This is a genomic window from Leisingera sp. ANG-M1 (genome assembly GCF_000813745.1).
In the GTDB taxonomy this organism is placed as follows: Bacteria; Pseudomonadota; Alphaproteobacteria; order Rhodobacterales; family Rhodobacteraceae; genus Leisingera.
Genome location: NZ_JWLC01000003.1, coordinates 46,780 through 65,937, shown reverse-complemented (window position 1 = coordinate 65,937; position 19,158 = coordinate 46,780). Strand labels below are relative to the sequence as shown.

Annotated in this window: 15 protein-coding genes; 3 read left to right on the top strand and 12 right to left on the bottom strand. The window is 64.4% G+C overall.

Features of this window, described 5'->3' with window-relative positions:
• Positions 1-50 precede the first annotated feature (50 nt).
• Positions 51-1,193 (top strand): alpha-D-ribose 1-methylphosphonate 5-triphosphate diphosphatase, encoded by a 1,143-nt coding sequence (locus tag RA19_RS01555; RefSeq protein WP_039158919.1) that lies wholly within the window; start codon positions 51-53, stop codon positions 1,191-1,193.
• Positions 1,194-1,415: 222 nt separating this feature from the next.
• Here RA19_RS01555 and RA19_RS01550 read toward each other — a convergent pair whose 3' ends face one another.
• Genes RA19_RS01550 through RA19_RS01520 form a run of 7 tightly spaced genes read right to left on the bottom strand, consistent with a single transcriptional unit; the run spans position 1,416 to position 7,929 of the window.
• A complete protein-coding gene (locus tag RA19_RS01550) occupies positions 1,416-1,895 on the bottom strand; it encodes a class I SAM-dependent methyltransferase (RefSeq protein WP_039158916.1) in 480 nt (159 codons plus the stop codon).
• Complete coding sequence (locus tag RA19_RS01545) at positions 1,896-2,654, bottom strand: polysaccharide deacetylase family protein (RefSeq protein ID WP_039158914.1); 759 nt, start codon at positions 2,652-2,654, stop codon at positions 1,896-1,898.
• Complete coding sequence (locus RA19_RS01540; RefSeq protein ID WP_039158912.1) at positions 2,651-3,787, bottom strand: glycosyltransferase family protein; 1,137 nt, start codon at positions 3,785-3,787, stop codon at positions 2,651-2,653. The genes RA19_RS01545 and RA19_RS01540 overlap by 4 nt, the downstream gene beginning before the upstream one ends.
• The gene (locus RA19_RS01535; protein ID WP_039158910.1) at positions 3,784-4,371 is read right to left on the bottom strand and encodes a histidine phosphatase family protein; all 588 of its coding nucleotides are present in this window, start codon (positions 4,369-4,371) and stop codon (positions 3,784-3,786) included. The genes RA19_RS01540 and RA19_RS01535 overlap by 4 nt, the downstream gene beginning before the upstream one ends.
• Positions 4,368-5,456, bottom strand: a complete 1,089-nt coding sequence (locus RA19_RS01530) for a glycosyltransferase family 4 protein (protein WP_039158908.1) — start codon at positions 5,454-5,456, stop codon at positions 4,368-4,370. Before RA19_RS01530 ends, RA19_RS01535 begins: the two co-directional genes overlap by 4 nt.
• A 5-nt stretch (positions 5,457-5,461) precedes the next feature.
• Complete coding sequence (locus tag RA19_RS01525; RefSeq protein ID WP_039158906.1) at positions 5,462-6,706, bottom strand: glycosyltransferase family 4 protein; 1,245 nt, start codon at positions 6,704-6,706, stop codon at positions 5,462-5,464.
• Positions 6,703-7,929: a glycosyltransferase family protein gene (locus RA19_RS01520; protein ID WP_241479003.1), complete on the bottom strand. Its 1,227-nt coding sequence runs from the start codon at positions 7,927-7,929 to the stop codon at positions 6,703-6,705. Before RA19_RS01520 ends, RA19_RS01525 begins: the two co-directional genes overlap by 4 nt.
• A 394-nt stretch (positions 7,930-8,323) precedes the next feature.
• Between RA19_RS01520 and RA19_RS01515 the strand changes: the two genes are divergently transcribed.
• Positions 8,324-10,645, top strand: a complete 2,322-nt coding sequence (locus RA19_RS01515) for a mechanosensitive ion channel family protein (RefSeq protein ID WP_039158904.1) — start codon at positions 8,324-8,326, stop codon at positions 10,643-10,645.
• Between the two features lie 217 nt (positions 10,646-10,862).
• Here RA19_RS01515 and RA19_RS01510 read toward each other — a convergent pair whose 3' ends face one another.
• The 5 genes from RA19_RS01510 to RA19_RS01490 are packed head-to-tail and all read right to left on the bottom strand — an operon-like array spanning position 10,863 to position 18,075.
• Positions 10,863-12,209 (bottom strand): CoA transferase, encoded by a 1,347-nt coding sequence (locus RA19_RS01510; RefSeq protein WP_039158903.1) that lies wholly within the window; start codon positions 12,207-12,209, stop codon positions 10,863-10,865.
• A complete protein-coding gene (locus tag RA19_RS01505; protein WP_039158902.1) occupies positions 12,206-13,363 on the bottom strand; it encodes an ABC transporter permease in 1,158 nt (385 codons plus the stop codon). Before RA19_RS01505 ends, RA19_RS01510 begins: the two co-directional genes overlap by 4 nt.
• On the bottom strand, positions 13,360-14,388 hold the full coding sequence (locus RA19_RS01500) for an ABC transporter permease (RefSeq protein ID WP_039158900.1): 1,029 nt from the start codon (positions 14,386-14,388) through the stop codon (positions 13,360-13,362). Before RA19_RS01500 ends, RA19_RS01505 begins: the two co-directional genes overlap by 4 nt.
• Positions 14,388-16,301 (bottom strand): ABC transporter substrate-binding protein, encoded by a 1,914-nt coding sequence (locus RA19_RS01495; protein WP_039158898.1) that lies wholly within the window; start codon positions 16,299-16,301, stop codon positions 14,388-14,390. Before RA19_RS01495 ends, RA19_RS01500 begins: the two co-directional genes overlap by 1 nt.
• Entirely contained in the window at positions 16,294-18,075 is a 1,782-nt protein-coding gene (locus tag RA19_RS01490; protein WP_039158896.1) for an ABC transporter ATP-binding protein, read from the bottom strand. Before RA19_RS01490 ends, RA19_RS01495 begins: the two co-directional genes overlap by 8 nt.
• 416 nt (positions 18,076-18,491) lie before the next feature.
• Between RA19_RS01490 and RA19_RS01485 the strand changes: the two genes are divergently transcribed.
• The gene (locus RA19_RS01485) at positions 18,492-19,157 is read left to right on the top strand and encodes a TetR/AcrR family transcriptional regulator (protein WP_039158894.1); all 666 of its coding nucleotides are present in this window, start codon (positions 18,492-18,494) and stop codon (positions 19,155-19,157) included.
• The last annotated feature ends 1 nt before the right edge of the window (position 19,158 follow it).

The window sequence follows — 19,158 nt, the reverse complement described above, 5'->3', positions numbered from 1 at the left end:
ATTGGCCTCCTAAACGTGGCCTCACATAGCTCGAAAGATGTGAAGTTCAGATGACAGATGAATTGATCCTTGCCAATGCCATGCTGGTGCTTCCGGGCGAGATCCGGGCGGGCAGCGTGAAGATTGAAGGCGGCGAAATTGCGGATATTGCCGATGGCATTTCGGTTCCGGCGGGCGCGGTGGACTGCGGCGGCGATTATGTCAGCCCTGGGCTGGTGGAGTTGCACACGGACAATTTGGAGCGCCACATCCAGCCCCGTCCCAAGGTCGACTGGCCGCATGCCAGTGCGATCATCGCCCATGATGCGGAACTGGCCGGGACCGGGATCACCACGGTGTTTGACGCGATGCGGGTGGGCTCGATCAGCCGCCGCGACAGCCGCTATGGCGCCTATGCCCGCGGGCTGGCGACGGAACTGCTGGAGCTGCGGGAAGCCGGGGCGTTGAAGATCTCGCATTTCCTGCACCTGCGGGCCGAGATTTGCACAGATACGCTGGTCGAAGAGCTGAACGCCTTTGGCGAAGAGGACCGGGTCGGGCTGGTATCGCTGATGGATCACACGCCGGGGCAGCGGCAGTTCCGGGATGTCTCGAAGCTGGAAGAATATGTGAAGGGCAAGCACGGGTTTGACGATGCAGCCTTTCAGGCGCATGTCGCGCATCTGCTGGAACTGCAGGAGACTTATGGCGTGCTGCACGAGGGCGAGGCTGTGAAGGCGGCCAGGCGCTTTGGAGCGGTGCTGGCGAGCCATGACGATACCACTGCGGAGCAGGTGGCGGTTTCTGCGGGCCACGGCATCCGGCTGGCAGAGTTTCCGACCACGGTGGAGGCGGCGCAGGCCTGCCATGCCCATGGCATCAAGGTGATGATGGGTGCGCCGAACCTGATCCGCGGCGGCTCGCATTCGGGCAATGTAGCGGCGCATGACCTGGCGGAGCTGGAGCTGCTGGACATCGTCTCGTCGGACTATGTGCCTGCGGCGCTGCTGATGGCGGCGGTGAAGCTTGGCGAGCTGTGGGGCGATATGGCACGCGGGCTCGGCACTGTGACCCATGCACCGGCCGATGCAGTAGAGTTGAGCGACCGGGGGCGGCTAGAGGCTGGCAAGCGCGCCGATCTGATCCGGTTTGGCATCAAGGCAGACACGCCGGCCCTGCGCGGCGTCTGGTCGCGCGGGTCGCGGGTGGCTTGAGCCGCATTCTGCCGGAGGGGGGGGCGCAGCGCGGACCTGCCCATCGAGGGCAGCCCCGCGCTGCCCGGCCTGGGGCCGGGCGGTTCGGCCTGCAATGCGGTTCTATTTTTCATAACCGTGCGATAGGCTGCGCCGGGGAATGCTGCCGCCAGGCTCATAACCTGGAACCGCTCAGGGCGTTCAGGCGCGGGGCCGGGTGGCTCCGCTGGCTTGGGGCTGGGATCAGCCGGCCCGGTAGAACATGTAGCGGCCGGGCGGGATGCCTTCGGGGCCGGCCAGTTCCTCGAAGCCAGCCAAGGGCTGGCCGGAGACGATGATGCCGCCCGGCGTCATGACCGTGGCTATCACCGGCGACAGGGCAGCTGCTTCGGCGACGTCTTTTTCTTTGATCCCAAAGCCGAAATCATAATGCGCCAGGGCGATCCTGCGGCCCTCCGCTGCCAGTTTCTCCAGCATCGGCTTGGCCTCGCCTTGCAGAAAGTCCTGTTCCGGCGGCACGCATGAGGGGTGGCACTGCAGCACCCGGTCGATCACCCAGATCCGGCGGCTGGCGAGGATCTCGCGCAGGTGGTCGTAGGTGCGGCCGTTGCCCAGCCCCATGTCGAGCACATCGCCGTCCATCGCGCTGATCTGGTCCGCGGCCCAATTCAGCCCGTCGCGCTGGGCAGTGAGGCGGCGGAGCATCGAGTCAAGGCGGCTCATTCACGACATCCTTTCGTCATAGATCCAGGCTTCGCCCGGGCCATCAAGCAGGCGTCGCGCGAGGGCAGCAGTGAAGGCCCAGATGGCCTCGTCATGCACCAGGTGGTGGGTGAGCAGGCCGTAGGGTTCGGTATTGTCCGCTTCGCCCAGGCGGCGGTCGCGCATCTGGCGGGCAACTTGCGCGATCAGCTGCTCTGGCGCCAGCAGGCTGCGGCTGCCCTTCCAGTCGATCGGATCGAGGTGGGTGTTCACCCGCAAGAGGCCCGAAGCAGGTTTAGCGGCTTTGCGCGGGGTAAAGGTGGAAACAGCGGTATAGCCGGCGCCTGCCAGCCAGGTCAGCATTTCCGGCGAGATCCGGTTCCAGGGCGGCACGAACATCGGCCGCAGGCTGGCGCCGAAGGTTTCCTTCAGGGCGGAAAAGGCACGTTCGGCGTCATCCAGAAGCTCTTCCAGCGGGCGGTGGGCGCCGAACTCGGCCTTTTTCTCGCCGGCGGGCGCGTGGTTCTGATGCGCCCAGCCGTGCACCACCGGGATCAGCAACGGATGGTCCGCCACAAAGCGGCTGAGGTCCGGGGTCACACCCTGCGGGATAACCGCCAGATGCACAGGCAGATCCAGCTCTGCGGCGAGCGTGGCCAGCCGCTCCAGCTCGGTTGAATGGGACATCGCGTCATCATCCCGCCACCACAGCGGCAGGGTCATGCCCGCCTCCTGCCAATGGGCCAGTTCCCTGTCCAGCTCGCTCCAGTCCGGTATCATCCGCGCTCCCCCGCCAGTTCTGCGGCAATTTCCACAGACCGGGCGGCTCCGTCAAACCTGAAACCGCCTGCAACCCGCCTGGATGCGCGCAAAGCCGAATTGACCGCAGTGCATAGCATGGCGGGGGAAAGGTCTGCGGTCTTCACAACCTGGATGCCGTCCAAGGGCGCCAGGCTGGCGGCGCGAAGCCCTTGTTCCGTTTCGTTTCCGGCGTCAAAAGGCACCAGGACGGCGGGCGTTCCGGCTTGCAGCAAATCCAGTGCGGTGTTGTAGCCGCACATGCTGACCGAGGCGGCGGCGTGGGAGAGCATCTGCCGGAAGTCCTTGCGGGCGGGCTCGAGCAGGGCAGGGGAGCCAGCCTTGGCAAAGGCCTCGATTCGCGCGGCCGCGTCGGAGCCGCCGACCAGCAGGCGCCAGGGGGTCTCGGGCATCAGCTTGGCGGCTTCCAGCGCGGTTTCAAATAGCGGGGTGCCGACGCTGCCGCCGCCGGCGCTGACCAGTACCTCGCCGGCGCCCGCCTGCTGCGGGTGCGGCCCGGCGGCGGGCGGGGCGACGTAACCGGTATAGCGCAGCTTGGCCGCCAACATGTCAGAGACCGGCCAGCTTGCGTCCAGCGTGGTGGCGGCGGGGTCGGAATGCACCAGCACCGCGTCATAGAATTTGGCAATGACTGCATCGGCTTTTTCCGCCTTCTCCGGCTTGGAGGGCGGAGCGAGGATGTCGCGGACCGAAGACAGGATCACTGGCCTTTGAGGCATCGCATGGGCGGCTTCGAGCAGCGCCAGGAACTCCTTGCGCAGGGAGCGGCGGCCAAAGGGGTAAAGCTCGGTGATCAGCACATCCGGCTGCAGGACCTGCAACGTTCTGCAGAGGGTGTCCCGGCGGCGGCTCAGACAGGGGTCATCGGCCAAGGTCCCGTCTTGCGCCAGCAGCCGGGTGAAATCCACCCCGTCTGAGCGCAGCGGCGGCAGTTGGACCAGGTCTATTCTATCGGCATTGAGCTGCGGGGCGGGGAAGCCGCCGGAGGCCACTTGCGCCTGATGTCCGGCCGCGGTGAAGGCGCGGGCCAGGGTCAGCGCGCGGGACAGATGGCCGGTGCCAAGCAGATGGGTGACGGCGATCAGGACTTTCATGCTGCGTCCTTGCGGATGAGACGGACGGGCTCGAGCCAGGGTGAGAGGGAGGCCCCTTCAATCTCCACCACAAACAACCGGTTGCGTTTTATGCGGAACGGAGCGGTGCCGACGAAGTTCCAGCCATGGGCGCGTGCCAGGATCATCCGCATGATGCCGATATGGCAGACGGCAATGCTGTCCTGTGTCAGGCTGTGAAGCCAGGGCGCGATGCGGTTCCAGACCTCGGCCGGGCTCTCGCCGCCAGGCGGCCGGTAGTCCCAGCCCCAGTCCTCGATATCGCGGAAGCCGCTGTCCGGATCGGCCTTGAGGTCCAGGCCGTGCAGGCCTTCCCAATCACCCCAGTTCATTTCGGTCAGCTCAGCCGCGGTGCGGGGTTTGCGGCCTGCCACTAGTTCCGCGGTCTCTGCTGCTCGCAGCAGCGGGCTGGACCAGAGCTCTGCCTGACACCACTCGGCAGGGAGAGAATAGCCACGCAGTTCCTCGCGGGCCTGATCGTCCAGCGGGATGTCGCTGCGGCCCTGGATGCGGCCGGCGCGGTTCCAGGCGGTGTGGCCGTGGCGCAGCAGGGCGAGGCGGATCATGCGGAGGCCTCCATCAACGGCAAAACGGTTTCCCAGAAGGTCCGGGCTGCAGCGGGCGCAAGGTGGCGGGAAGAGATATAGTTCCGGGCATTGCGGCCAGCTTCGGTGCGCAGCGCAGGATTTGCAAGCAGATGGGCGGTAAAGGCTGCGAGAGCTTCCGGGCCGTCTTCAGGCGAGGGGTATGTTCCGGGCTGCAGCACATCGCGCACGCCGGGGCGGTTCTGGGCCACCACCGGCAGGCCGTGTGCCTGGGCTTCCAGGTAGACCATGCCGAAGGCCTCATTGACGCCGGGCCATAGGAACAGGCTGGCTTTGGCATAGGCTGCCGCCAGCTCCGGGCGGGACAGTTGGCCAAGGAAACGGATTTTGCTGCCAAACGGTGCCATGAGCGCCTCGACCTTGGGCCGCGCGGGGCCGTCGCCCGCGACATCCAGCCGCCAGCCGCCGGGCAGATGCGCCAACGTTTCGGTGATGAAGCGGTAAGAATTGAGCTTGTCGCCTTCCCGCATCATGCCTGCGGCCAGCATCGGGCCGTCCAGCGAGGATGCGGCAGGCAGGGTGTCCAGCGGCAGGAAGGGCGGCAGATGGGCCAGGACCTGGCTGCCGCAGCGGTCGCGGTTCAAGGCGAAATGGTCCTGTTCGGTGAAATAGAAAATTGCGTCGGCGGCATCTGCGGCAGCGTGGGCCGCTTCGGCAAAGCCGCTCCACGGCCCGGTCAAGCGCTTCTTGGCGCGGGTGGATTCGATTTGCACATAGGGAATGCCGCGGGCGCGGGCCACAGCCGGGCCGATCAGGTCGGGGGCCTTGTAGTAGTTGTGGTATGTGACCCAGAGGTCCGTTTCGGGCATTTCGCGGATCAGCCGTTCGGCGGCAGTCTTTGCTTGCTGCCGCAGACCGGCCTGAAAGCCGGCATCCCCCGCTTTGTCATAGATCCGCAGATCTGAGGCCAGTTGAACGTTCGCGCCGCTGCCGCTCAGCAGGCCCATCAGGTTGCGGGCAATCTCACGGTCGCCGGAGGGCACCGAGTGATGCGGCGGCTTCATCGGCGCGTAGAAGGCGACCCGCTTTCCGGCTCCGGGTGCCATCGGCCTCAGCCGCCCTGCAGCATCGCGTTCAGCCGCTTGGAGAGCTGGGCGATGCCGGGGTCCATACCGAAGTCGGTGCGCAGACGGGTGAGGGCTGAGTCCGCCATCGCTGCCAGCTTTTGCGGGTGGCGGGCGGCGTAAAGCAGGGTTTCGGCCAGCGCCTCGGGGCTGTCTTCGCTGAGCAGGCCATGGGTGCCGTGGTCGATGAACTCGGGGATTGCCGAGACCGGGGTCGACAAGATCGGCAGGGATTGCGAGGCGGCCTCCATCAGCACGTTGGGCAGCCCGTCGCGGTCGCCGTCTGCAGCCACGCGGCTGGGCAGGACAAACAGATCTGAGTTGCGCATCGCCTCGATCACTTCGGGCTGATCGCAGGCCCCGCGCCAGGTGATGCGGCCGGCGATGCCTGCGTCCTCGGCGATGCCTTGCAAGAGATCTCCCAACCCGCCGCCGCCGATATGGGTCCAGTGCCAGTCCAGGCTAGCGGGCAGCAGCGCCAGCGCGGCGATCAGCCGATCGAAGCCTTTCTTTTCGACCAGGCGGCCGACGGACATGAAATGCACCGGATCCTGCGGCTGGCGCAGGCTGCGCTTCGGCGGTTCCGGGAAACGCGATAGGTCAAGGCCATGATAGACCAGGTCGACCTGTTCTGGCGTATCTGCCATTTCCTGCAGGTGCTTGGCACCAAAACCGGTGCAGGTGGCGCCGAAGGCGGCCCCATGGTGAGCCGCGGAGAGTTTCTCTTCCAGCTCCCATTCCGGCGAGGTCCAGATGTCCTTGGCGTGGGCCGAAAAGCTCCAGGGCAGGCCGCGCATGATGGCGGCGTAGCGGGCCACTGAAGAAGGCGTGTGCAGGAAATGCGCGTAAAGCCCCAGTACCTCGTCCGGCATTTCGGCGGCCAGCACGCAGGCCTGGCCAAAGCGGCGGATGCGGTTGGGGGTGCGGTCGCGGCGCAGATCGGCGCGCCAGATCCGGTAGGCCTCGGCGTAGCCGGGCAGGGATTGCGCAATGCTGCGGGCACGCCAGACCCGCTCCGGCTCCTCATAGAGGTATTCGGGCAGGTAGTTTACCCGGGCCTTGAGTTGCGCGTGCAGCGGGTGGCGCTTGACGTCGGTGGGGTGGCGCAGCGACCAGATCTCAAACGCATGGCCGGCCGCCTCAAGGGCAACCAGTTCTTGCGCGATGAAAGTCTCGGACAGCCGCGGCCAGCCCTTGACCACCACCGCCAGCGGCGGGCGGGGCGTGTTCATTCAGCGGCCTCTTGATGGGTATTCTGCAGCAGGGCGTCGATCCGGCGGGTGACATAGTCGAGCCCGTCCAGCAGGCCCTCAGAACCGGCCGCGGAGGGCGGTTTCTGTTTGGCCAGCGCGCGGATGGCCTGAGCCAGGGCCGGGGCATTCCAGCCGTCGCGGGTCTCGTCCAGCATGGTGGTGAGGCCGATCTCCTCGGCCCGGCTGGCACGGATCCACTGCTCCAGCCGCGGCGTGGTGCGGGGCACGATCACCGCGGGTTTGTCAAAGGACAGAACCTCGCAAAAGGTGTTGTAGCCGCCCATGCAGACGACGCCCTGAGCGCCGGCAAACAGGGTCTCAATCTGCGATTCAAAGCCGACAGCGGTGACGCGGCCATTGAGGCGGGCGACGCGTTCCTCAAAATCGTCACGGGTTTCGCCGGACAGGAAGGGCCCGTAGACCAGCACCGCGCGCGGGGTGAGTTCCGGGTCGGCCTCATAGGCGGCAAGCGCCAGGTCCACCATCATCTCGCCATCGCCGCCGCCGCCGGGGGTGATCAGCAGGTAAGGCTGCTCGGGCGGCTCGCCGACCTGGCCGAGATCGCGGCGCAGATAGCCGGTCCAATGCATCCGCGCCTGCATCTCTGGCGTGAAGGGCAGCCCGGCGGTGGGGTCATAAACCGAGCGGGGCCCGTAGACCCAGATCTCGTCATAGAAATCGCGGGTTGCCTCGACCGCGTGCTTGCGCTCCCATTCGGCGGCCAGCACGTCGGGATCGTCCAGCACGTCGCGCAGGCCCAGCACCATCTTGCAGCGCCCCTCGGATTTCAGCAGGTCCAGCGCCGGCATCAGCTCGCCGCGAAAACCTGTCGGCTCTTTGTCAGCGATCAGAACATCCGGCTCGTATTGCTCCACCGTGGAGCGGATCAGCGCGGCGCGCAGCTCGGCGGTTTCCTCGATGCTCATGCCCATGGTGCGCGAAGCATAGGAGCCATCCGAGCGCTTGATTACGCCGGGCAGGCGGACATGGTCGACCCGGGACGGGAAGGAGAAACGGCCGGCCACCGGCGAGCCGGTCAGGATCAGTGCCGAGGCGTCCGGATTGGCGGCGGTGATGGCGCCGGCCAGCGCCCGCGAACGGCGCAGATGCCCCAGCCCGAAGGTGTCGTGGCTGTAGAACATGATCCGCGGTCCGCGCGTGCCGGTGTCCGCAGCTGTCTGTGTGGTGCCTGTGTCCGTCATAGGGATGCCTGATTGGGGTGCTGGGCTGAGCCTGGCAGAGGGAGATTTCCAGCAGTGCCGGGACCAGGCCAGCCGCTGCTGTCGCTCGTCTCCGGGCGCGTGCTCTTGTGCTCCGCCATCTTCCGCCTCAGTTTGCGCGCCCCGCAGCCAGCTGCGGCGGAGGCGCGGTCAGTTTTTGCTTGTGCCGCATTCGGGGCATGGCAGGCTGTGCCGGGCCGGGGCATTGCGGCGCTCCGCCCAAGGGGCGGATGTCTGAAATTGTATAGCCCGGAGACCCTGTGCATGCAATCATGCGCCTTTGTTGCAAAGCGCACAGGAATTTGCCTCCGCGCTATTTGCGCAACGCTCCGGCGCGTGGTTAATTTGATGCAAGTTTCCAAAAGGATAGGCCTTCATGCTGCAAGTATTGTACCGGTTTCTGCTTTGCGGGCTGCTGAGTTTCACCCTGACCGCTCACGCCGGCGCGCAGGAAAGTGACGCTGCGGGAGCGGATGCGCTGGCCCAGGCGATCGAACAGGCGGCGGAAAGCGGCGTCAGTGTTGTGGTTGTCGACAGCAGCGGTCAGCTGCTGAATGCGCCGCCCGGCACCGGGCCGGAGGACGAAGATCCAGCCACCGAGCTGATGGAGCAGCCATCGATGCTGATGAAGGCGCAGTCCAAGGTCGGCGCCTTCCGGGCCGAGCTGAACAGCCGGCTGGAGGCGCTGCCCTATTCCATCTTCGAGATGCAGTACATCCTGCGCCAGACCAGTCCGGACGGGCGCATCATGACCTATGTCGAGGTGCTGGGCTGGAGCGTGCTGTTCCTGCTGATCGGCCGCTGGCTGTCGACGGAAATCTACGGCAAGCGCTTTGCCAAACGCTTTGTGGTGGCGCGGATCCGGGCCAATCCGGAGGGCTACGAAGAGAAGATGCCGTTCCTGGTCTACCGTTTCCTGATGGGGATCGGCGGCACAGTGTTTGCAATGATCTTTGCAGCGCTGATTTCCTACCTGATCTTCGGTTCGTCCGGGGATCCTTCCATCGAATTCACCGCCACAGCGATTTACACCGCCTTCTTTCTGGCCCGCACGGTGTCGGACCTGTGGCGGATGGTTCTGTCGCCGTTCCTGGCCCAGTACCGGATACCGGTGTTCTCCGATAGGGATGCCAAGCGGCTTTATATCTGGGCTGCGCTTCTGGCGACTTACGATATCTCTTCGGTGCTGTTTGCCACCTGGGTCGGGGACTTCGGGCTCAACTATAATGTCTACGCGATGGTCTACGGGGTGCTGGCCTTGGCCGGGCTGATTGGCAACTTGCTGATGGTGCTTGTCAACGGCCGGGCGATTTCCAATGCGATCCGCGCTGGGCGGGTGCCGGAGGACTGTTCCTGGCTGGTACGCGTCCTGGCGGTGGCCTGGGCTCCGGTTCTGATGGCCTATATGGCCTTCGGCTGGCTCAAACTGGCTTTTGACCTGGTGCTGGAGAACGATGTGTCGATACCGCTGATGGCGGGCAGCTACTTTGTGCTGACGACAATTCTGATCGTCTACGGTGCCATCAACTATTTCATCGAGCGCTATTTCCGCCGCAGCCGGCTGGTGGAAGCGCCTGAAGAAACAGACGCGGAAGAGGCGGCCGAGGCGGAGGAAGCAGAAGCTCTTCCGGCGGTAAAGCACCCGATTTCCACCTACGAGGATCTTGCGCGCCGGGTTGCTGGCATCCTAGCCTTCGTGGTTGGCGCCTATTCGCTGGTGATTGTCTGGAACCCGGAGGCCAGCTGGACTGAAACCACGTCAGCGGAGCGGGTGATTGATGTCACCGTGATCCTGTTCATCGGCTACATCGTCTATCACCTGTTCCGGATCTGGATCGACAGCAAGATCGACGAGGAAGTTGGCGACGTGCAGCCTGGGGAGTTGGGTGACGAAGGCGGCGCCGGCGGCGCTAGCCGGCTGGCCACCTTGCTGCCGCTGTTCCGCGGCGCGATCCTGGCGGTGGTGCTGGTGTCGATCGTGCTGATCGTGCTCCTGGAGCTGGGGATTAATGTGAGCCCGCTGTTTGCCGGTGCCGGTGTGGTCGGGCTGGCCGTGGGTTTCGGCTCGCAGACACTGGTGCGGGACATTTTCTCGGGTGCGTTCTTCCTGGTCGATGATGCGTTCCGCAAAGGCGAATACATCGACATCGGCGATGTGAAAGGGACGGTCGAGAAGATTTCAGTGCGCTCGTTCCAGCTGCGCCACCACCTGGGCGCGCTGCACACTATTCCTTTCGGTGAGATCAAGGTGCTGACCAACTACTCCCGCGACTGGGTGATGATGAAGCTGCCGCTGCGGGTGACCTATGACACCGATGTGGAAAAGGTCCGCAAGCTGATCAAGAAGCTGGGGCAGCGGCTGATGGATGATCCGGTTGTCGGTCACACCTTCATCCAGCCGCTGAAGTCGCAAGGGGTGATCGAGATGCAGGATTCAGCGATGATCATCCGGGTGAAATTCATGACCAAGCCAGGGGATCAATGGATTGTCCGCAAGCGTGTCTATCAGGAAATCCGGGAACTGTTTGCCCGGGAAGGCGTTAAGTTTGCGCACCGCGAAGTCACTGTGCGGCTGGCCCCCGATCAGGAAGGCGAGGTAACGCCGAAGCAGAAGGAAGCGGCCGTTGGCGCGGTCCAGGCTGCGATTGATGAAGATCTGCTGGAAGAAATGGGTGGCCCCGGCGGCGACGACCGCTGACTGAGCGGAGCGGCTCCCGCCCCCGCGCCGGACCGCTGGCGCGCTCCGCTTGGGGTTGGGCGTGGCGCCGCGCTAATGCGCGCCGCTGCCTCCGGCGGGAGTATTTGAGACCAGAAAGAAACAGAGCTGTCCCGGACAGGCTTTTTTCTGGTCGAAAATACTCCGGGGTGAATTGGCCCGGGAGGGCCAAGAGGGGCAGCGCCCCTTTTCCTGGGGGCTATCCCTGCCAGCAGGCAGCGGCACTGGCGCAGCGGGTGGCAGGCAGTTCCCAGCGCATCTGCGCTGAGCTGAGGACAAGGGGCGCAGCAAGGCGGCGGCCCGGGCCCCAGCCGCTGTTTTCAAGCCTGCCGCTGTAGTCGCCTGTGTCCGCAGCGGTGATTTCGGCGCCCTCGGCAGTCTTGTTCAGGCCGGCAAGCAGTTCAGCGGTGCGGGCCAGGGAAAGGCGGGCGGCGGGTGCTGCTTCGTTGCGGGCTGCGACGGTCAGCGCCGACAACACCGCCGCGGCCATCAGGTAGCCAGTGGCGTGGTCCAGCGCCTGCACGGGCAAAGGGTGCGGCCCGTCTGTGCCAGCCCAGTACTGCCCGGCCTCTGCAATGCCTGCGCTCATTTGCACCAGGCTGTCGAAGCCGCGGCGGGCGGCCCAGGGGCCTGTCCAGCCATAGGCGTCCAGGCTGGCCTCCACGGTATTCGGTGCGATCCGGCGGCGGGTCTCGCGATCATAGCCCAATCCCTCCAGCGCACCGGGGCGGTAGCCGTGCACCAGCACGTCGGCCTGGGACAGCAGTGTTTCGAACACCAGCCGGTCTTCGCCCTTGGCCAGGTCGAGGGCCGCCATGCGTTTGCCCAGTGAGATGTCGGTGATCACCCCGGGCTCGTCCCAGCCAGGCGGATCGATGCGCAGCACCTCGGCGCCGAAGCCGGCCAGGGTGCGGGTGGAGACCGGGCCGGCCAGCACCCGCGTCAGGTCCAGAACCCGGAGGCCGGCCAAAGGGCGGGCAGCGGTTGCCTGCGGCCTGCCGCGCAGCTTGATGTGCTGGGGTTCGGTCCAATGGATCAACGGTTCTGCAGCGACCGCGTGGCCTTGCGGATGCGCCAGCCACTCTGCGCGGCTGCGCATGGCAGCGGCAACACCGCCTGCGGCAACGATTTCGCATTCGAGAGTGTCTGCCTGCCAGGATTTGACCGCAGCTGCGACGGCAGCGCGCTCACCCGTGCATCCCAGCACCTGCAGCGCCGCACGCCGGTGGTGCGGCAGGTTGGTGTGCAGGCGGATCCAGCCGTCAGATGCTTCGTAGACGCCGGCAATCGAATCCCAGAGGCTGGGAATCTCCCAGCCTTCGGGGCGGAAACTGTAGCTGAACCAGAGCGAGGCCAGCCGCTGGTCCACAGTGACCTCAGGTGCAGCCGGTGCCAGGTTCAGCGCTTCTATCAGCCCCGCCAGCTCCAGCCCCACGGCGGCTACCGAGGCATTGGCCAGTTCAGTCACCGCAAAGGCGCTGCGCCATTGGCCGGTGCCGGAGGTGCGGTAGCTGTCCGGGGCAGGCAGAGCGGTGAGCAGGGTCATTGCTGATAGGGGTCCAGGCTGTCCCGCAGACCATCGCCCAGGAAGTTGAAGGCGAGCACGACCACAACAATCGGCAGCATCGGGATTGCCGTCCACGGGTAGATCTCGATCGAGGCCAGGTTCTGCGCGTCATTCAGCATTACCCCCCAGCTGACGGCAGGCGCGCGCAGGCCGAGGCCAAGGAAGGAGAGCGCTGTTTCACCCAGGATCATAGCAGGGATCGACAAAGTGGCTGAGGCGATCAGATGCGACATGAAGTTCGGCAGCAGATGCTTGCGGATAACCCGGCCGGAAGAGGCACCCATCATCTCGGCAGCGCGGACGTATTCCTCTTCGCGCAAGCTGAGGAATTTGGCGCGCACGGATCTTGCCAGTCCGGGCCAGTCGAGAATGCCAAGGATGATTGAAATGATGAAGAACACCGCCACCGGCGACCAGTTAGAGGGCACCGCGGCAGAGAGCGCTAGCCACAAGGGCAGTTCGGGCAGCGACCGCAGGATTTCGATCACCCGGTTGATCACCCAATCGGTCTTGCCGCCGAAATAGCCCGCCAGCGAGCCGAAAAAGATGCCGAGCACAAAGGACACGGTGATCCCTATCAGGCCGACAGTCAGCGATAGCTGTGCACCGTAAAGGATGCGCGAGAAGATATCCCGGCCCAGCCGGTCGGAGCCCCAAAGGAACACCGGGCTGTTCTCGTCAGGCGAGCAGAACAGATGTGTGGTGGAGGGGATCAGCCCGGCGATGTTGTACTCGCGCCCCTCACAGAAAAACTCCAGATTCTGCGGGTTCTCGAGATCAGGAGTAAACACCCACTGGAAAGTCTCCAGGTCGGCATGCGAGGTCAGCGGGTAGACATATGGTCCGATGAATTCGCCCTGGTGGAACAGGTTTATCGATTGCGGCGGCGAATAGAGGTGCTCGCTGTGGCGCTGGTTCGGCCCGTAGGGGGCGATAAACCCGGCCACTGGCAGCAGCAGATAGCAGATCAGCAGGAAGGCGCCGGAGATGAGGCCCAGCTTGTGGGTGCGGAATTTGCGCCAGACCAGCAGCCAGTTGGGGGCGTCCAGGTCCTTACGTTCGATTTCCAGCAGCGAGGCCTGCGGATCGAAAGGGGCATCGTCGACATAACGTCCGTCGGGTAGCTGAGTCATGTGCCGCGCCCCTCATAGCGGATTCTGGGATCAAGCAGCACCAGGAGCACGTCCGAAATCATGGTGCCGATCAGGGTGAGCAGGGCGACAAACATCAGCACGAAGCCCGACAGGAACATGTCCTGGGTCTTGAGCGCCGTCAGCAGGGTCGGGCCGATGGTCTGCAGGCCCAGCACCACTGACACCAGCACCGAGCCGGAGATCATCGAGGGCAGCAGGTTGCCGATATCGGCGACAAAGGGGTTGAAGGCCACCCGCAGCGGGTATTTGGCCAGCATCCGCGAGGACTTCATGCCCTTGGCGATGGCGGTCTCCACATAGGGCTTGCCCAGCTCGTCCAGCATGTTTGCGCGCAGCCGCTGCATCATGGCAGAGGCGCCTGCGGTGCCGATCACGAAGGTGGGCACGATCAGATGCACCAGAATAGATTTCACCTTCTCCCAGTTCATCGGAACGCCTTCGAATTCAGGCGCCATAAGCCCGCCGATCGGGAGGTTGAACCATCGGTGGCCGTAGTAGAACAGGATCAGCGCCAGCAGGAAGTTCGGTGTGGCAAGGCCCAGATAGCCGATGAAGGCAGAGGTGTAGTCGACCCAGGTCCGTGCGCGGGCGGCGGCAAGCACGCCAAGCGGCAGCGCCACGGCATAGACAAAGGCAACGGCAGCGAGATTCACCAGCACTGTCAGCCACAGGGTGTCGCCGACGATATCCGCAACCGGGCTGTCGAATTCAAACGACCAGCCGAAATTGCCCTGGATCATGCCGGAGAACCCATGCGGGCCAGGCATGAACCCCATCCAGATCATGTATTGCTGCCATAAAGGCTTATCGAGTGCATATTCCTTGCGCAGGAATTCCGCCTTGGCCACACCTGCGGATTGGCCGGTGGCCTGCAGCTCGGCGATCTGGTTCGACAGGTAGTCGCCGGGCGGCAGGTTGATGATGGCAAAGACCAGCACCGAGACCACAAGCAGGGTCAGCAGCATGGTGCCAAAGCGGTAAATGGCGTATTTCAGGATTTCCATCAGCCTTTGCCGTCCTCGAAGAAGAATTCGTCCGGGCGGTAGAGGCCGAAATGCGCCCCCGGATCCCAGGCCCAGGTTGCCTGTTTGGGAACATTGCGTAGACGGTTGCTGACGACCACAGGCTGCGGCGCACCGGCCACGACGCCAATGGCATAGACCTGGTCGGCGTGGATTTTCAGCATTTCGCGCCAGGCTGCCGAGCGCTCTTCATCCGTAGTGGCCCGGTCCCAGTCCTGCATCAGCTCCATCAGCCGCTGGGCGGGCGCCATATCCGGCGGCTCGCCTGCGTCGCCGCCGGTTTGATAATACTGGCCCCATTTCGGCCAGGACAGGAACACCTGATCGGTCGGCGCCAGATAGACCGGGGAGGTATAGGCCTGCGGCAGCCCGTTGTCCCAGCCGAACCAGGCCGAGGCCATGGTGTTGCCGGAAAACACCCGGTTGCGTAGGATGTCGCGGTCCAAGGGCCGCATCACGAGCTTGATGCCTACATCGCGCCAGTCGTCCGAGATGATCTGCAGCGCGTTCTCCACCTCTTGGCGTTCGCCGGCGGTCTCCACCACCAGTTCCATCAGCCGACCGTCTGGCAGGTAGCGGATGCCGTAGCCGTCCTTCTTGTCCAGTCCCGCTTCATCCAGCAGCCTGTTGGCCAGTTCCGGATCGAAATCCGCCCAGGCAGCGCGCAGCTCGGGGTCGAAGAACTCGCTTTGCTCCAGCACCGTCATGGCGCCGGGCTTGGCCAGGTTGAAATAGAGCGCCCGGTTGATGGCGCGGCGGTTGATGGCCAATGACAAGGCCCGGCGCACCCGCACGTCGCGGAAGATCCCGCGCCAGACCGGGTCGTTCACGTTGAGATTCGGATAAATCGCGATCTGCGAGGCGGCGCCACTGCCCCAGAGAAAGGTCTTGTAGTTGGAGCCGTCCTTCTCGCCCTTGCGCAGGATCGGAATGTCGCGGAAACCCAGGCCGCGGGCCTGCAGGTCGGCTTCACCGGCGTTCGACTTGGCAGCGACCAGCCCGGGGCTGACGATCTCCATTTCTACTGTGTCGATATAGGGCAGTTGCACGCCGCGGCTGTCGATCCGGTGGTAATAGGGGTTGCGCACGAACTGGTGGCGGATCTTCTTGCCGGGCGAGGCATTGATCCAGGGCTGCAAGGTCGGCAGTTCGTGGTTGTCGAACTTGTACATGTTGTCGAACTTGTTGTGCAGCGCCGCCCAGCTTTTGACGCGGGCATAGTCAACTTCTTCTTCCAGCATCTCCGGATCAGCATAATCCGCGTGGTACTGCTTCAGGTATTTTGCCGGCCGGTAGATGAACGGCGGGCGGGCCTGGGCCAGCGTGTGCAGGAAGCTGGGGTTGGGGTCGTCCCATTCGTAGATGACAGTGGTTTCGTCCGGGAAGCTCACCCGCGGCAGTTTGCCGTTCACCCGCAGGAAATCCGGCGGGCCTGCGGGGCTCAGCTCTGGATGGTTGGCAACATCCTCCCACCAATAGCGGAAATCATCCGAGGTGAAGGGATCGCCGCTGGACCAGTGATGGCCGGGGCGCAGTTTCAGGGTGAAACGGCGGTTGTTCTCGTTCAGAAACCCCAGCAGGATATCCGGCTGCAGCCGGTAGTTTTCATCGTAGCCGGCCAGCCGCGCATAGCCATAGACCACCATCTGGCGGATGTCCTTGGAGCGGGTGACCATGGTGTTGAGGGTCCCGCCCTGAATGCCGAATTCACGACCCTTGGCGGCCAGGTTCACCACCAGCGGCACATCCGGCAGGCGTTCGGCAACCGGGGGCAGGTAGCCTGCCTTGACCTCGGATTTCCAGAACTTGCTTTCCTGCAAGTCAGGCCCGGCCAGCACAGGCAGCGGCGCCAGGCATAGGGCCGCTGTCAGAAGCGGTTTCAAAACATCAAGCATGGCAGCGTACCTTGTGACCGGCTTCCAGGTGGCTGAGGTTCACCAGAGGCGGCGCATGGGTGCCGTTGAAGCGGAATTCCTCGGGCCAGCAGTCCGGCGCGCCGGCGCCTTGCGACACCAGGTCCAGGTCGATGGGGCGGTCAATGTCCGGTTCCGGCTGGGCGGCTATCAGCGCCTTAGTGTAGGGATGCTGAGGGTTGTAGAACAGGGTTTCCGGCGGTGCCTGTTCGACAATCAGCCCGCGCCGCATCACGGCAACCTCGTCGGCAATCCGCGCCACAACCGCCAGGTCGTGGCTGATGAACAGGTAAGACAGGTTTTGCTGGTCGCGGATCTCTTCCAGCAGCCGCAGGATCTGCTCCTGCACCGAAACATCCAGCGCCGAGGTTGGCTCGTCGCAAACAATCAGCGCCGGGTCCAGCATCAGGGCGCGCGCGATCGATAGGCGCTGGCGCTGGCCGCCGGAGAACGCATGCGGATAGCGTTTCAGCATGTCTGGCGACAGGCCCACCAGCCGCAGCATCTCGGCCGCCTTGTCGCGGCGTTCGGTGCGGGAGCCGATGCCGTGGATTTCCAGCGGCTCCGTCAGTGTGTCTTGGATCCGCATCCGCGGCGACAGCGAGGAGTAGGGATCCTGGAACACCATCTGCGCCTGCCGCTGAAAGGCGGTGCGGGCCGCGCGGTCCATGTTGTGGACCTCGATGGGCGGTTTCTCCGCGTCGGGGCGGAACAGCACTTCACCGCCCGGATCGGGCAGCTCAGCCCCCAGGGCAATCCGCGCGGCGGTGGTCTTGCCCGAGCCGCTTTCACCGACGATTGCCAGCGTCTCGCCGCGCGTGACCCGCAAGTCGATTTCGCGACAGGCGTGGATCAGGGTGGGGGCCTGCCAGCCTTTGCTGGCGCGCAGGGTATAAGTCTTGGAGACCGACTTTATTTCCATGATCAGATCGTCGCGCGACGGCGGGATAGCGACGATGGCCTCATCCGGGATCTCGGGGGCGGCGCTGAACAGAGCCTTGGTGTAGGGGTGGGCGGGAGCGCGCAGCATCGGCTCGGCGCGGCCGGATTCCATCACCCGGCCCTTGTGCATCACCACCACCTGTTCGGCCATATTGGCGACAACCCCCAGATCGTGGGTGACCAGGATCATCGCCATGCCGGTTTCGCGCTGCAGTTCCTTCATCAGCCCCAGCACCTGGGCCTGGGTGGTCACATCCAGCGCGGTGGTGGGTTCATCCGCAATCAGCAGGTCAGGCTTGGCCACCATTGCCATCGCGATCATCGCCCGCTGGCGCATACCGCCCGAGAGCTCAAACGGATAGGACCGGTAAGTGCGGTCCGGATCCGGAAAGCCGACCCGTTCGAAACACTCCAGCACCTCCTTGCGCGCCGCGCGCTCGGACTTGCGGCCGTGCAGCCACAGCACCTCGGACACTTGGTTGCCGATCCGGTGCAAAGGCGACAGCGAGCGCATCGGCTCCTGAAAAATCATCGACACGGTATTGCCGCGGACATCGCGCATCCGCCGCTCGTCCAGCGTTGCCAGGTCCAGCGTTTCGCCGCGGGTTTCCAGCAGAATGCGCCCCGAACGCAGCTGTGCCGCCTTGGGCAGGATGCGCAGGGCAGCACGGCAGGAGATCGTCTTGCCAGAGCCGCTTTCGCCGACCAGGGCCAGTGTCTCACCCGGCTGCACGGCAAAGCTCACGTCCTTCACGACCGGCTCGCCCTTGCCAAATCCGATGCTGAGGTTTTCGACGGACAGCAGCGGACGCATTCAGTTTTGCCCGCCCGGCTGGTTTAAGGCGTTCATGAGATCGTGTTTTCCCCTGTTTTTTTGCTCACCTTCGCGCGACCGGCGCCGTTTAGTCAAACCCCATTTGGCCATCCGTCCGCGGCGCAAGGGAAATGTGAACGGCTTTCCGACCGCCGCCAAAGGCCCGGTACGCGCCTGTTAGCCAATGCCGGTACCGGTTTTGTGACGGTTTTGCGGTTTGTACATAGCCTGGGTTCACAAATGATAACATCCGCGTTCCGGTTATGGTTTCCATGCCGGAACCGATCCGGACGCCGCCGGGGCACGGCTGTTGCTTTGCCGCCACTTGCTGGCCGAAACGGCGGGGCTGTGCTGTTGGCGGCGGCAGCCCGCCCTCCTAGGATGGGGCGGGAAGCGATGGACGTGAAAGGCGGCAAATGGCGCAAAAACCTGTACTGCACCGGGACAACCCCGAGGCCGAGCCGCTGGTGGGCAATATCAAGGTCACCCGCGATGATTGGCTGAACGTGGCGATGGACGTGCTGATCTCGGACGGGGTGGAGCAGGTCAAGGTGCTGGCGCTGGCCGAGCGGATGCAGGTTTCACGCTCCTCTTTCTACTGGTATTTCAAGTCGCGCCAGGACCTTTTGGACGCGCTGCTGAAAACCTGGGAGCAGACCAACACCGCCGGCATGGTGCGCCAGGCCGAGGCGCCGGCCAAGACCATCACCGGGGCGGTGCTGAACGTCTTCCACTGCATCACCAATCCTAACCTCTTCAACACTGCGCTGGATTTTGCGGTACGCGACTGGTCGCGCCGCTCAGGCAAGGTGCGCAGCCTGCTGGACCGCTCCGACAGCCGCAGGGTCGAGGCGCTGACAGGCATGTTCGAACGCTACGGCTACGCAAACCGCGAGGCGATGACCCGGGCCAAAGTACTCTATTATATGCAGCTGGGTTATGACATGGCGGACCCGAACGAAAGCCATGCCCACCGGCTGGAAGTGACACCGGAGTACCTCAAAGTCTTCACCGGCCGCGAGCCGCTGCCGGAGGAAATGCAGGCTTTCACCGAGTTCACCAAACAGCACTGGGACGTCTGAC

Excerpts from the sequence above, each read along its gene's own strand:
- RA19_RS01530 (WP_039158908.1), bottom strand. The coding sequence starts at position 5,456 with ATGGCACCCGGAGCCGGAAAGCGGGTCGCCTTCTACGCGCCGATGAAG.
- RA19_RS01520 (WP_241479003.1), bottom strand. The coding sequence starts at position 7,929 with ATGACGGACACAGGCACCACACAGACAGCTGCGGACACCGGCACGCGC.
- RA19_RS01525 (WP_039158906.1), bottom strand. The coding sequence starts at position 6,706 with ATGAACACGCCCCGCCCGCCGCTGGCGGTGGTGGTCAAGGGCTGGCCG.
- RA19_RS01510 (WP_039158903.1), bottom strand. The coding sequence starts at position 12,209 with ATGACCCTGCTCACCGCTCTGCCTGCCCCGGACAGCTACCGCACCTCC.
- RA19_RS01500 (WP_039158900.1), bottom strand. The coding sequence starts at position 14,388 with ATGGAAATCCTGAAATACGCCATTTACCGCTTTGGCACCATGCTGCTG.
- RA19_RS01555 (WP_039158919.1), top strand. The coding sequence starts at position 51 with ATGACAGATGAATTGATCCTTGCCAATGCCATGCTGGTGCTTCCGGGC.
- RA19_RS01545 (WP_039158914.1), bottom strand. The coding sequence starts at position 2,654 with ATGATACCGGACTGGAGCGAGCTGGACAGGGAACTGGCCCATTGGCAG.
- RA19_RS01540 (WP_039158912.1), bottom strand. The coding sequence starts at position 3,787 with ATGAAAGTCCTGATCGCCGTCACCCATCTGCTTGGCACCGGCCATCTG.
- RA19_RS01495 (WP_039158898.1), bottom strand. The coding sequence starts at position 16,301 with ATGCTTGATGTTTTGAAACCGCTTCTGACAGCGGCCCTATGCCTGGCG.
- RA19_RS01490 (WP_039158896.1), bottom strand. The coding sequence starts at position 18,075 with ATGCGTCCGCTGCTGTCCGTCGAAAACCTCAGCATCGGATTTGGCAAG.
- RA19_RS01535 (WP_039158910.1), bottom strand. The coding sequence starts at position 4,371 with ATGATCCGCCTCGCCCTGCTGCGCCACGGCCACACCGCCTGGAACCGC.
- RA19_RS01550 (WP_039158916.1), bottom strand. The coding sequence starts at position 1,895 with ATGAGCCGCCTTGACTCGATGCTCCGCCGCCTCACTGCCCAGCGCGAC.
- RA19_RS01485 (WP_039158894.1), top strand. The coding sequence starts at position 18,492 with ATGGCGCAAAAACCTGTACTGCACCGGGACAACCCCGAGGCCGAGCCG.
- RA19_RS01515 (WP_039158904.1), top strand. The coding sequence starts at position 8,324 with ATGCTGCAAGTATTGTACCGGTTTCTGCTTTGCGGGCTGCTGAGTTTC.
- RA19_RS01505 (WP_039158902.1), bottom strand. The coding sequence starts at position 13,363 with ATGACTCAGCTACCCGACGGACGTTATGTCGACGATGCCCCTTTCGAT.